Here is a 12,897-nt window from a genome sequence, read left to right on the forward strand (position 1 = left end):
CCGGCCCGCGGATGCGGCCTCGGCGCCCTAGCCGGCCGGGACGACGTCGGCCACCACGCAACTGACGTTGTCCACGCCGCCGGAGCCGTTCGCCAGGGCGACGAGCTCGCGGACCGCCTGCTCCGGCTCGGCCGCCGTCACCAGCACCCGGCGCAGCCCCGCCGCCGGCACCGCACCGGACAGCCCGTCGGAGCACAGCAGGTAGCGGTCGCCGCGGCGCACTTCGCGCAGCCCGATGTCGGGGAAGGTCGCCGCGCTGCCGTCCAGCGCGCGCAGCAGGAGCAGCCGCTGCGGGTGGGTCGCCGCCTCCTCCGGGCGAAGGCGCCCGTCCTCGACCATCGACCGGACGAACGTGTGATCGTGGGTGATCTGCCGCAGCTCGCCGCCGCGCAGCAGGTAGGCCCGCGAGTCGCCGATGTGGACGAGCGCCAGGGCCGAGCCGGTCCACAGCAGGGCGGTCAGCGTCGTCCCGACCGCGTGCGCTGCGGCGGCCTCGGGGTCCGGGTCGGGCCCGGGGTCGACAAGCTCCCGGACGGCCCGGTTCGCCCGCGCGACCGCGTCGGCGAGGAAGCCGAGCAGTTCCCCGGGCGGCACGGGGGCGGCCTCCAGCCTGGCCACGGCGTCGACGGCTGCGGCACCGGCCGCGGCGCCGCCGGCACCGAAGCCGTCGGCGACGGCGAGCACGGTGGAGCCGGCGTGCACCGCATCCTGGTTGCTCGGCCGGACGAGGCCCCGGTCCGTCAACGCGGCGTGTCGCAACGTCAACAGGGCGCTGGGAAGATCGGTGGGTGTGGGTGTGGGTGTGGGTGTGGGTGTGGCGGGTGCGGGGGTCGCGGTTGTGGCTGCGGTCGGGGTGAGCGGGTGCGGGTCGGGCATGTCGACAGCCTTTCGAGACAGGTGTTCGACGAGGACGGCGGCCAGGTCGCGGCGGGCGGCGGTGTCGGCCTCGGTCTCGGCCCAGAACGCGCCCACCTCGCGGGCCGCGGCGAGCCCGTCGAGTTCGCGGACCCGCCGGATGCGCGCGAGCGGCATCCCGAGCCGGCGCAACCAGGCCACCAGCCGGGCCTGGTCGAGCTGCTCCGGCGCGTAGCGGCGGTAGCCCGTCACCGCGTCGACCTGCTGCGGACGGAGTAACCCGAGCTCGTCGTAGAGCCGAAGCGCCTTCGGGGACAACCGGCTCAGCCGGGAGAACTCCCCGATCGTCAGCAGAGCCATCGCCACCGCCTCCTCGGCCCAGGGCCTTCCTCGGCCCAGGGCCTTCCTCGTAGCGGGCACGGCGCCCGGCTGCGGCCATGCTTCGGCCTGCCCATAGGGCAAGGTCAACCGCCGGCGCGATCGCGGCGGGCCGGGTCAGACCGGCTGGCCGCCCAGATCGACCAGCAGGGCCCGATGATCGGAGATCTCCGCACGCCGGCACAGGACGGCGGTGACGTCGCCCACCGGCCCGCGGGCCAGCACGTGATCGAGCTGGACGCGGGGGGCGTGCGCGGGATAGGTCGGGGTGACCGCCAGCCGTCGCCACCGGGTCAGCGCCGCCGGCAGGCGCCCCGGCAGGTTGAGATCCCCGAGCACGATCAGGGGACCGTCGAGGTCGCCGAGGCGCCGGGACAGCCGCAGCAACTGCAACGCGTTCCACCCGGGGACGAACGACAGGTGCGTGGTGACGACGGTGAGCGGCCCGCCGGGCGCGTCGATCCGGGCGGCGACCGCGACCCGCGGCTCGTCGTCCAGCAGGATGAGGCGTCCCGGCCCGTTCGGGCCACCCGGAATCGCGATGGGGGAGCGGACCGGAGCCCGGCCGAGGTCGATCACCCGCCATTCGTGGACCGGCAGCAGGCTGATCAGTGCGATGCCGTACGCCGGCTCACCGGGCGCGCGGACGCCCTCGGCGGGCCGCCAGTCGGCCCCCGGCGTGCCGAACACGGTCGGGACGAACCGCCAGTTCCCGTCGGCGGCCCCGAGCGCCGCCGCCGCCTCGGCGGCCAGATCGATCCCGCCGGATCGAGGCTGGTCGAGATCGACCTCCTGCAGGCCGAGCACGTCCGCGCCCAGCCCGGCGACGGCGGCGGCGAAACGGTGCGGCTCGACCCGCCCGTCGGCGAGGGACAGGCCGTGCATCACGTTGAAGGAGCCCAGCCGCACGCCTGGACCGTACCGGATCGGACGGTCCCGAACTCCCCTGGCGGCGCGGCGGCGCGGTGGCGGGGGGCGCAGGATCGCCGGGGGCGCCGGGCCTCGCCGCCGGCGGCGAGGCCCGGGTGTCAGTGCCTCGCCGCAGCGCCCGCCGAGGGGTCCGACCGGCCCGGCTCGGCCAACCCGTCCCCGTCCTCCGGACCACCCGTCCGGCCTGCGCCGCTGGCCCCGGCCCCACCGTTCACCCCGGCCCCACCGTTCACCCCGGCCCCACCGTTCGAACCGAGCGCACCACTCGGACCGGGTGCCGATTCGGCGCGGGTGGCGGTGGCGCCGGCGCGCAGCACCAGCTCGAGGTCAAAGCGGACGTCGGGATCCTCCAGGCACGGCCCGAACAGTTCGCGGAGCTGGTTGACCCGGTACCGGACGGTCTGCGGGTGGATGTGCAGCCGCTCGGCGATCAGTCCGCGCTGCCCCCGCAGCGACAGCCAGTGCAGCAGGGTCTCGGCCAGCCGTTCCCGGGTCCGGCTCGGCAGGCCGTCGAGGGGAGCGAGCAGCCGGGTCGCCAGATCCGTCACGAGACCCGGGTCGCGGGCGAGCACCAGCGCGCTGAGGTGCTCGTCGGTGAACAGCGGGTCGGCGGCGCCCGCGGCGGCGAGCCGGCCGGCGCTGCGGGCGTCGCGGGCGAATCGGGCCCGGGCAGCGCTCGCCTTGGCCTGGCCCCAGGGCACCGCCGGTCCCACCACCGCGGCCAGGCCCGCCAGCCGCTTCGCCAGGGCCGCTCGCGCCGGACCGCGTTCCGCCGAGCCCACAAACAGCCAGGTGTCCTGGCCCTGCACGGCCCGCGGGCAGTCCGCGGGCAGTATGAACGGCTCGGCGCGGCCAAGCGCGGGCGCCGCCGGTGCGGACTCGGTGAGGGCGGGCACCGCCGGGACGAACCCGCCGGTGACGGATCGGGCCGGGACGGATCGGGCTGTGACGGATCGGGCTGGGACGAACTCGGCCGGGACGAACTCGGCCGGAACGGGCCCGGTCAGGAGGAGCCCCGCGGGGACGGACGCGACCGGCTCGCGCCCGGCCGCCGGCTGCGGATCGGGCCGGGCCGGGATGAGGACCGCGGCCAGCCGGCGGGGCAGCCGCACGCTGGCCGCGTCGGCGACCTGGGCGACGGCGTCCGCGGGAGCGCCGGTGAGCAGCATCTCGCCGATGCGGTCGAGTAGCCGCTCACGCTCGCCGCCCGCCGCGAACTGCTCGGCGGCGTAGCCCTCGGCGGAGGCCGCGGAGATCCCGTCGATGTAGGCGAACATCATCTCGGCGAGGGACACCAGGCCCGCCGCGTCGACGCCGCCGTGGCGCACCGCGGCCTCCCCGAAGCGCCGCCAGGACACGCGGGCGCCGACCCGGTAGGCGCTGAGGAGGTTGTCCAGCGACCGCCCGGAGCGGACCTCGCCCCGGCCGAGCCTGACGTACACCTCGCGGCTGGCGGCGAGGTCCGGGGCGCAGTGCGGGCCGGCCTCGACCACGGTGAGGAAGCGGTGCAGGGCCTCGGCGACCCCGCGGCGCACGCCGCGGCCGAACCGACCCTCCAACGGGCGGGCGTAGGCGGGCACCTCGCGGGCGATCGCCGCCATGATCTCCTCGCCCAGCGAGTCAACTTCCGCCGCGAGGCTCTCGGGTAGACCGGCCGGAAACTGTCCCATGGGGACAGTTTGCCGATTGGTGGTCGCCATTTCCCGCACCTCGTCACCCGAGCCGGGTCGCTCGTGGTCGTCGATCGTCCCCAGCCGGCAGAATCGGCCCGTGGACGCTCTGACCGGCATCATCAGCGCTCTGATTACTGGCGTGATCATAGGGTTGCTGGGGCGGGCCGTCGTTCCCCGGTCCCGGCGCGCCCCCATCGGCTGCGTGATGACCATTCTGCTGGGCCTGCTCGGCGCGGCCCTCGGGCTGGTGGTGGCTGCGGCGATCGACGCCGGTGCCCTGGTGACCCTGCTCCTGCAGGTCGCGATCGCCGCCACGCTGGTCTTTCTGGTCTCCGCGGCCGGCGCGCCCGGCCGGGGGGCGGGTTCGGCCGCCCGGCGCCGCGGCGGCCCGGGCCGTGACCGCGGGGTCGCGCGGTCGGGCGGTCGGCGCCGCGCGCGCGATCGCCGGGGCGCGGCGCGAGGGTGGTGAACGCCGGATGGCGGGCGGCCCGGTCGGCGCCCGGTACGGCCGCGCGGCCGCACTCGGGCCGCAGCCGGGTGCCCGGATGCGGGCCTCCGTAGGTGGGACCGCCCGGCACCCGCGGCGTACCCCGGCCCGGGTGGGTTCCGACGATCGCGTCACCCCGCCCTCGCGCGCCCCGGAATGCGGCGGCGGATGGCGCAAAGCCGGCCGGTGGCCTTCTTCGCCACCGGGCCGGGCCGGCGGGCAGTAGCGTTGGCAACTGTGTCCTCGCCTAGAGAACCCGGTCCGGTCGGCGCTGCCGCGGTGAGGTCGGCCCTGCCGGCATCCTCCTATCCGATCGAGCGGACTCGGCTCGACAACGGCCTGCGGGTCCTGCTCGCCCCCGACCGCACGGCGCCGGTGGTGGCCGTCTGTGTGCACTACGACGTGGGCTTCCGGTCCGAGCCCGAAGGCCGCACCGGTTTCGCCCACCTGTTCGAGCATCTGATGTTCCAGGGCAGCGCGAACGTGGGGAAGGCGGAACATCCCAAGCACGTCCAGGCCGCCGGCGGAATCTTCAACGGCTCCACGCACCCCGACTACACGGACTATTTCGAGCTGCTGCCGGCCGGGGCGCTCGAACTGGCCCTGTTCCTCGAGGCGGACCGGATGCGGGCGCCCAAGATCACCCGGCAGAACCTCGACAACCAGATCGCCGTGGTGCAGGAGGAGATCCGGGTCAACGTCCTCAACCGGCCGTACGGCGGATTTCCCTGGATCAAACTGCCGCCGGTGGCGTTCGACACCTTTCCCAACGCGCACAACGGATACGGGGATTTCTCGGAGTTGGCGGCGGCCAGCCTCGACGACGCGGAGGACTTCTTCGACAAGTACTACGCCCCCGGTAACGCCGTGCTCACCATCGTCGGCGACTTCGACCCCGCGGAGGCGCTGACCTTCGTCAACCGGTACTTCGGCGACATCCCCGCCCGCGCGGTGCCGCCGCGGGCGAGCTTCGCCGAGCCGGTGCCCGCGGCGGAGCGCCGGGCGGTCCTCACCGATCCGCTCGCCCCCCGCGCGGCGCTCGCGGTCGGCTACCGCGTCCCCGACCCGATCGCAGACCTGCCCACCTACCTCGCCTACTACCTGCTGACCGAGGTGCTCAGCGACGGCGATGCCAGCCGGCTGGAGCGTCGCCTGGTCCAGAAGGACCGCTCGGTGATCGGGGTCAGCACCTACCTGGGCGCGTTCGGCAACCCGTTCGACCAGCGCGACCCGCTGCTGCTCACCCTGGAGGCCCGCCAGTCCGAGGAGTCCAGCGCCGACGCGGTCCTCGCGGCCGTCGACGAGGAGCTCGCCCGGCTCGCGGGGGACGGCCTGGAGGCCGGCGAACTGGAGCGGGTGCAGGCCCGAGTGGCCTCCTCGCTGCTGCGCGAGGCCGACGACGCCCTCGGCCGCGGGCTGGCCATGGCCGTGCACGAGCTGCACCGCGGCCGGCCCGAGCTGGTGAACGAACTGCCGGCGGAGCTGTCGGCCGTCACCGGCGAGGCGGTCGCCGCCGCCGCCGGTTCCCTGCTTGACCAGGGCCGTTCGGTCCTGGAGCTGCATGCCGGCGCCGCCTCATGATCGGGAGTGCTGTGACCTCGACTTCGACGAACTCCGGGCGCTCGGCGCCGCCGGCGGCCACCGCCACCCCGGCCGCCCCGGCGGGCGTGATCCCCGCCGTCCGGCCGACCGAGCCGGCGGCGCTGCCCGCCGTCACCGACCGCACCCTCGCCAACGGCCTGCGGGTGCTGGTGGTGCAGCGGGGCAGCGTGCCGATCGTCGAGGTGCGGCTGCGCATCCCGTTCGCCGGGCTCGGGCCCGTGTACCAGGCCCGCGCCGAGGTGCTGGCGGAGACTCTGTTCACCGGGTCGCGGCGGCTCGATCGGGTGGGGCTCGCCACGGAGGTCCAGCGCCTCGGCGGCTCGCTGTCCACGGGGGTCGACAGCGACCGGCTCGCCGTCGTCGGCTCCGCGCTCGCGGCGAACCTCGAGCCGCTGCTGGAGATCATGGCCGATGTGCTGCTCGGTGCCACCTTTCCCGACGACGAGGTCGCCGGCGAGCGTGACCGGATCGTCGAGGACACCGCGGTCGCCCGTAGCCAGCCCGCGGTGATCGCCCGCGAGGCCCTGCTCGAGCGGCTGTTCGGCGACCACCCCTACGCCACCGCCATCCCCGACCCGGACGTGGTCGGGCAGGTCGGCCCGGCGGATGTGCGCGGCCTGCACGCCGAACGGGTCTCGCCGGCCGGGGCCATCCTCACCCTCGTCGGCGACGTGTCGCCCGAACGGGCGCTGGCGGCGGTCACCGCGGCGCTCGGGAACTGGTCGGGGCGGCCCGCGTCGAGCGCGCCGCCGCTGCCCGAGCTGCGCCCCGGCCCGATCGTCATCGTGGACCGCCCCGGCGCGGTGCAGACGAACATCCGCCTCGGCGGGGCTGCCCTGGACCGCTCCGCTCCCGGCTACCCGGCGCAGCGGCTGGCCAGCACGATCTTCGGTGGGTACTTCAGCTCCCGGCTGGTCAACAACATCCGTGAGGACAAGGGCTACACGTACTCGCCGCGCAGCTCGATCGACCACTACCAGGTCGGATCGCGCTTCACCGTCGCCGCGGACGTCGCCACCGAGGTGACCGGCCCGGCCCTGCTGGAGATCCTCTACGAGCTCGGGCGGCTGGCGGTGCTCCCGCCGACGCAGGACGAGCTCGACGCGGCCCGCCAGTACGCCGTCGGCACGCTCGCCATCGGCAGCGCCACCGCCGCGGGGCTTGCCTCGACGCTGTCCGCGCTGGCCGGCGTCGGCATCGGCGTGGAGTACCTGCGCGACCACCCACGGGCACTGGCCGAGGTGACGGCCGCCGACGTCCAGGCCGTCGCGGCCGACCTGCTGGCGCCCACCGGCCTGATCACGGTGCTCGTCGGCGACAAGGCCAAGATCGTCCGGGCGGTGGGGGCCCTCGGGCTGATCGAGTCCTGACGCGGTCCGCCGAGCCGCGGCCGGGCGAGCCCCGGCCGGGCGAGGCGCGCCAGCCCGCCGGGCAGCGCTGAGCGCTCGCCCGACCGACGTGGTGTCAGCGCCGCCCCGAGGTGGACCGCGGCGGCGTCGGGCGAGGCGCCCCCCCGCCCGATCCCGGTCCCGGTATCGCGCCTGCGGGGCCCCCGCCGCCATGCCCCGAACCGCCGCCATGCCCCGAACCGCCGCCGGGACCGCCGCCGCCGCCGGGACCGCTGCCGGCCGGGCCCCGGCCGCCGAGCTCGCCCGGGAGCACCGCTCGCGGGTCGCCGACCGAATCCACGACCTGTCGGGCCAGGTCATGGACGCGACGGCCCATGCCTCGCGCCGTGCGCCGCAACCGCTCGAACGCCTCCCGCGGCCGGATCTGATTGCGTTCCGCCAGCACGCCGATGGCCTGTTCGACGATCACCCGGGACGCCAGGGCGTGCTCGAGCTGGACGACGGACAGCCGGAGCTGCTCGATCTCGCCAAGGTCACGCTCCGCTCGGCGTGGGCGACCGGGTGGGGCGAGGTCCTCGGCCAGCAGGTCGGCGAGAACCATCGCTGAGATGAGATCACCGACCGGGCGGACCTCCGCCCCCGGACCCTCCACGACCCAGCCGGCGGGCGTCCGCCGCAGCCGCATGTCCGCGGTGGAACGCCGGGAGACGGCCGGAGCCGGTTTGGCGGCGCCGGTCCCCGCTGCGCCTGTCCCCGCCGGGCCGGTGCCGCCGCCGGTCGCGGGCGGCGGAGCCGGTCGCGGCGGACCGGCCCGGCCGGGTGGTCCGGGGCGGACCGCCCGCGCGAGGGCCTGGGGCGTCGGCACCCGGCCGGGTGGCCGCGGGGGGGACGGCGGGGCCGCGGCGGGCTCCGGCCCGTCCACGGGCCCCGGCGGCGCACCCCCGGACGGCCCCTCGTTGCCTGTCGGCCCCTCGTTGCCTGTCGGTCGCTCGCCGCGCGTTGGTCCCTCGCCGCTTGGTGACCCTTCGCCGCCGGGTGACGTCGCTGTGCTGGGTCCCGCGGCCGTGCTGGGTGCTGCGTCACCGTGCCGTGCCACACCCGCGCCCGGGGTGGGAGCGGCGCCCGTCGGCGGGGCCGCAGGGGTCGGTCGCTGCTCGTCGCCCGGCGTCGGGCCGGGCTCGGCCGGCGTCCCCTCCTGGGCCGCAGGTTCCTCCCGGGCCGGACGTTCCTCGTCCGGTGCGCCGACCGAGACCTGGTCGGCTGAGCCGCCGGCCTCCCGGGAGTGATCGCCGGGCCGCGGTCCGTTGGGCGAGACGGCCGGCGGGGGTGGCGGGGGGATGTCGCCCGTGGCCGCGAGGGCGTCCGCGATTGCCCGGACCAGGGCCAGCGTGTCGGCGGACACGCTCACCTCACCGTGGTCCAGACCGACCAGAAAGCCGAGTAGTCGGCCGTCCGTGGGGATCACCGGCATCGCTAGATAGCTGTGCACCCCCAGTTGGCGATGCTCGGCCGTGTCGGCCGCGGGATGCCCCGGGCCGACTCCGGCCGCCGCCGCGGGCGCACCGTCGAGCATGCGGGCGATGACGCTGTCCGCCCGGGGATAGTGGGTTCCCTCGCCGAGATCGGCGAGGGTTCCGGTCACACGGAGATAGCTCGCAGTCGTCGCAGATACCACGACGAAACAGGCTGTCTCCATCCGGTCCAGGGCGCGAACGGCCCGCAGCGCGGCATCGACGGTGCTCCACGCCTGTTCTGAAGGTGCTGACGACACAGGCCGAACTCTCCCACAAACTTCACGGGCAGTGACGGACACCGTCCCACGAGCCGGCCGCGTGTGCGGTGGGAAGGTAAGAACTCCCGGGATGTTGTTGCTCTACGTATCCGTTATGCGGCAGAAGTGACCTTCTCGGTGACCTGGCGGACGCTCGGGTTCGTCATCACAGTGCCATCGGGAAAGAGCACGGTCGGTACGGTCGCGTTCCCGTTGTTCGCATCGCGGACAAGTTGCTCTGCTGTCGGGTCGTTCTCGATATCAACGGTCTTGTACTCCAGCCCGGCGCGGTCGAGTTGGCTCTTCAGCCGAACGCAGTAGCCGCACCAGGAAGTCGTGTAGATCGTGAGCACGAAAGGGCCTCCAAGCCACTGGGACGCAACGGTTGTTGTAACAGCGTCGTGCCTGCGACGCTTCCCGGCGCGGGTGGGGACTACCGTGTCGGGGGATGTCCGGATCGCCTGCCCCCGCCGCGCGGGCCGCCTCCCCCGGGGCCGGGGACCTGCTCGCCGAGCTTGATCCCGAGCAGCGGGCCGCGGCCGACGCCCCCCTGGGACCGGTCTGCATCCTCGCTGGTGCTGGTACGGGCAAGACGCGCACCATCACGCACAGAATCGCCCACATGGTCGTGGACCGGGGGGTTGGCTCCGGCCAGATCCTCGCCGTGAGCTTCACGACCAGGGCGGCGGGGGAGCTGCGCGGCCGGCTGCGGGCCATGGGTGTGCCCGGTGTGCAGGCACGTACGTTCCATTCGGCGGCGCTGCGGCAGTTGCAGCACTTCTGGCCGGCCGTGGCCGGCGGACCGCTGCCCCGGCCCGAGTCCAGCAAGATCCCCAACATGGCGCGCGCCGCGGGGCGCCTGCGGCTGAGCCCGGACCGCGCCGAGCTGCGGGACCTGACCGCGGAGGTCGAGTGGGCCAAGGCCAGCCTCGTCGCGCCCGCGGACTACGCCGAGATGGCGGCGGCCGGCGGCCGGGAGACCGCCACCCCGGCGCAGACCGTCGCCCGGCTCTACGCCGCGTACGAGGAGGTCAAGCGGGAGGCCGGCGTCGTCGACATGGAGGATCTGCTGCTGCTCACCGCGGCCGTGATCGAGGAGCACGACTGGGTCGCCACCGAGGTCCGCTCCCGGTACCGCCACCTCGTCGTCGACGAGTACCAGGACGTCAACGCGTTGCAGCAGCGCGTGCTCGAGGCCTGGCTCGGCGAGCGCGACAGCCTCTGCGTCGTCGGTGACCCGCACCAGACCATCTACTCGTTCGCCGGCGCCTCGCCTCGCTACCTGCTCGACTTCCCCCGCCGCCACCCGGACGCGGCGGTCGTCCGGCTCGTGCGGGACTACCGGTCGACCCCGCAGGTCGTGGGGCTGGCGAACCGGCTCGTGCAGGCCGCGCCCGGGACGAGGCTCGTCGCCGCGGCGCCCGACGGCCCGCCGCCGGTCTGGCTGGAGTGCGACAGCGAGGCGGACGAGGCCGCCGCCGTCGCCAGCCGCATCCGCACGTTGATCGCCCGCGGGACGCCGGCCAGCCGCATCGCCGTGCTGTACCGGATCAACGCCCAGTCCGAGGCCTACGAGGCCGCGATCGGCGCGGCCGGCATCGCCTACCTCGTCCGCGGCGGCGAGAAGTTCTTCGCCCGCAATGAGGTGGTCGCGGCGCTGCGGCTGCTGCGGGCCGCCCTGCGCTCGGCCGACACCGACCGGCCCGCCGGGCTCGCCGACACCGTCGCGGACATTCTCGGCGCGTTGCACTGGCGGGCGGACCGGCCGTCGGCCGGGTCCGGTGCGGAGCGGGAGCAGTGGGAGAACCTCGCCGCCCTGCATCGCCTCGCCGCCGACCTCGCCGCCCGTTCCCCGCAGGCGGGCCTCGCCGAGTTCGTCGCCGAGCTCGGCGATCGCGTCACCCACGAGCACCAGCCCACCGTGGAGGGGGTGACGCTGTCCACGCTGCACGCCGCGAAGGGCCTGGAATGGGACGCGGTGTTCCTCGTGGGGCTGACCGACGGCACGCTGCCACTCGTCCACGCGAAGACCGCCGAGCAGATCGCCGAGGAACGCCGCCTGCTCTACGTGGGCGTGACGCGGGCCCGTACCCACCTCGTCCTGTCCTGGGCGTTGGCCCGCGCCGACGGCCGCCGCTCGCGGCGTCCGTCCCGCTTCCTCGACGACCTGCGGCCGGTGCGCCGTGGCCTGGGCCCGGCCGCCGGCGGGCGGGGCGGCCCCGGGGCCGGTGGCCTGAAGGGGCCTGGCAGTTCGGCGGGGTCTGGCAGTTCGGTGGGGCCTGGCACCACAGGGGGGGCCGGCGGCGCGGCGGGGCGCCAGGGGGCGACGGAGGAGACCGGCGCGGGCGAGTCGGGCCGGGGGCGCTCGGCGGTGCGCTGCCGGGTCTGCGGGCGGGCTCTGACCGGCGCTCAGGCCAGGGTCGGGCGCTGCGACGGCTGCCCCGGCGACGTCGACGCCGCGCTGTACGAGCGGCTGCGGGCGTGGCGCGCGGCCACCGCGCGGGAGCTGCACATGCCCGTCTTTGTGATCTTCACCGACGCGACCCTGCAGGCGCTCGCCGAATGCCGGCCGCGCTCGGTCCCGGAGCTCGTCCGGATTCCCGGGATCGGCCAGGCCAAGCTCGACCGCTACGGGCAGACGGTGCTCGACCTCGTCGCCGGTCGCACCCCGCCGGCGGCGTCCACACGCGAGCCTTCGTAACCGCGGGTGTCCGACACGCGACACAGAAAATACGTTGAGGTTCGCGTGGCGACCTTCTACCGTTACCCACGACGCCCGACGCAGGCCCTGGAACGGCTGCGCTCCACGGCTTCCCGAGAAGGAGGTGATCTCGCTGTGCTCAACATTGTGATGGACCAAGCCGGCACCGAGATCGCCCGTCCCCGGGGATATCGGCCCGGCCCGTCGGCCAGGGATGCCGTCGCGCCCGTGCCGGCCGCCGTCGAGGCGTCCGTCGTTCTCGGCAAAGCCGCCCTCGGCAAAGCCGGCCTCGGCAGCCCCGCCCTCGGCAGCCCCGCCCTCGGCATAGGTGCTCTCGGCACGGTCGGCCGTCTCGGCCGGTCCGATGTGGTCAGCACGGTCGGTGCCCTCGTGGGGGCGGACGTCCGTGTGCTGGCGGCCTGCCGTGGCACCGAGGCCCAGGGGACGGGTGCGCCCGCCGCCGGAATCTCGGGCACGGTCCTCGGCCTGGGCGGGTTCGCCCCGTTCGCCGAGCGTCCGGCCGGCGAGCCTACGCGTCGCCTCGCCATGTCCGGGAACCCGGCGTCGTCCTGGAACACGGCCTCCGCCGCGGCCCAGGCGTCCCAGCACGCAGACCGTCACCTCATCTCGGGATCCGCTCGCGATCCGCTCCCGGACTAGCTCCGCGGAGCCGACGCCGAGGCCGCGATCCCCATGGGGATCGCGGCCTTTGTCGTTTCGCTCCTTCTATCCGCTCGAAGACCTACCCGTGTCGGAGGTGACACCGGTGTTCGATCACTCGATCGTCTCCCGGATCGAGCGGGATCGGCTCGTCCTGCCCTGCTGGGACGTCGATCCTGAGATGTTCTTCGCTGAGTCCCCGGCGGATGTGGAGACCGCCAAGGCGGTCTGCCGTACCTGCCCGGTCCGGGTGGCGTGCCTGGCCGCGGCCCTTGACCGGGCCGAGCCGTGGGGGGTGTGGGGTGGCGAGCTGGTCGTGACCGGCACCGTCGTGCCCCGCAAGCGGCCCCGCGGCCGGCCGCGCAAGGTCCGCCCGGAGGAGGTCGCGGCCTGACGGGCGCGGTGGGCGGGACACCGGTTTGTCGGCGTCCCGCCCGCCGCCGTTGGCCGTTGATTTCTTTCAGTGCTCCCGTCGGCACCGGTACTGTTCC

The 12,897-nt window shown here is 75.1% G+C and carries 11 protein-coding genes; 6 read left to right on the plus strand and 5 right to left on the minus strand.

Annotation, left to right across the window (positions count from 1 at the left end):
* Positions 1-27 precede the first annotated feature (27 nt).
* From AC5R91_RS23720 to AC5R91_RS23730, 3 genes are all read right to left on the minus strand, one after another.
* A complete protein-coding gene (locus AC5R91_RS23720; RefSeq protein ID WP_495393528.1) occupies positions 28-1,215 on the minus strand; it encodes a MerR family transcriptional regulator in 1,188 nt (395 codons plus the stop codon).
* 135 nt (positions 1,216-1,350) lie between these two features.
* Positions 1,351-2,142: an endonuclease/exonuclease/phosphatase family protein gene (locus AC5R91_RS23725; RefSeq protein ID WP_495393529.1), complete on the minus strand. Its 792-nt coding sequence runs from the start codon at positions 2,140-2,142 to the stop codon at positions 1,351-1,353.
* A gap of 119 nt (positions 2,143-2,261) precedes the next feature.
* Positions 2,262-3,833 (minus strand): helix-turn-helix domain-containing protein, encoded by a 1,572-nt coding sequence (locus AC5R91_RS23730; RefSeq protein ID WP_495393530.1) that lies wholly within the window; start codon positions 3,831-3,833, stop codon positions 2,262-2,264.
* Between the two features lie 100 nt (positions 3,834-3,933).
* Between AC5R91_RS23730 and AC5R91_RS23735 the strand changes: the two genes are divergently transcribed.
* The 3 genes from AC5R91_RS23735 to AC5R91_RS23745 all read left to right on the plus strand — a co-directional run bounded on the left by AC5R91_RS23735 (position 3,934) and on the right by AC5R91_RS23745 (position 7,295).
* Complete coding sequence (locus tag AC5R91_RS23735) at positions 3,934-4,305, plus strand: hypothetical protein (protein WP_495393531.1); 372 nt, start codon at positions 3,934-3,936, stop codon at positions 4,303-4,305.
* 297 nt (positions 4,306-4,602) lie between these two features.
* On the plus strand, positions 4,603-5,904 hold the full coding sequence (locus AC5R91_RS23740; RefSeq protein WP_495393532.1) for a M16 family metallopeptidase: 1,302 nt from the start codon (positions 4,603-4,605) through the stop codon (positions 5,902-5,904).
* On the plus strand, positions 5,901-7,295 hold the full coding sequence (locus AC5R91_RS23745) for a M16 family metallopeptidase (RefSeq protein ID WP_495393533.1): 1,395 nt from the start codon (positions 5,901-5,903) through the stop codon (positions 7,293-7,295). Before AC5R91_RS23740 ends, AC5R91_RS23745 begins: the two co-directional genes overlap by 4 nt.
* A 94-nt stretch (positions 7,296-7,389) precedes the next feature.
* On the opposite strand, the gene AC5R91_RS23750 is transcribed toward AC5R91_RS23745, so the two are convergent.
* Complete coding sequence (locus AC5R91_RS23750; protein WP_495393534.1) at positions 7,390-8,916, minus strand: GAF and ANTAR domain-containing protein; 1,527 nt, start codon at positions 8,914-8,916, stop codon at positions 7,390-7,392.
* Between the two features lie 242 nt (positions 8,917-9,158).
* Positions 9,159-9,398, minus strand: a complete 240-nt coding sequence (locus AC5R91_RS23755) for a mycoredoxin (protein WP_011607091.1) — start codon at positions 9,396-9,398, stop codon at positions 9,159-9,161.
* A 95-nt stretch (positions 9,399-9,493) separates the two neighbouring features.
* Here AC5R91_RS23755 and AC5R91_RS23760 point away from each other — a divergent pair, with 95 nt between their 5' ends.
* From AC5R91_RS23760 to AC5R91_RS23770, 3 genes are all read left to right on the plus strand, one after another.
* On the plus strand, positions 9,494-11,746 hold the full coding sequence (locus AC5R91_RS23760) for an ATP-dependent DNA helicase UvrD2 (protein ID WP_495393535.1): 2,253 nt from the start codon (positions 9,494-9,496) through the stop codon (positions 11,744-11,746).
* Between the two features lie 45 nt (positions 11,747-11,791).
* The gene (locus tag AC5R91_RS23765; protein ID WP_495393536.1) at positions 11,792-12,406 is read left to right on the plus strand and encodes a glycerate kinase; all 615 of its coding nucleotides are present in this window, start codon (positions 11,792-11,794) and stop codon (positions 12,404-12,406) included.
* Positions 12,407-12,512: 106 nt separating this feature from the next.
* Entirely contained in the window at positions 12,513-12,800 is a 288-nt protein-coding gene (locus AC5R91_RS23770) for a WhiB family transcriptional regulator (RefSeq protein WP_173402707.1), read from the plus strand.
* Positions 12,801-12,897: the final 97 nt, after the last annotated feature.

The sequence above is a fragment of the Frankia sp. BMG5.60 genome, assembly GCF_059428125.1.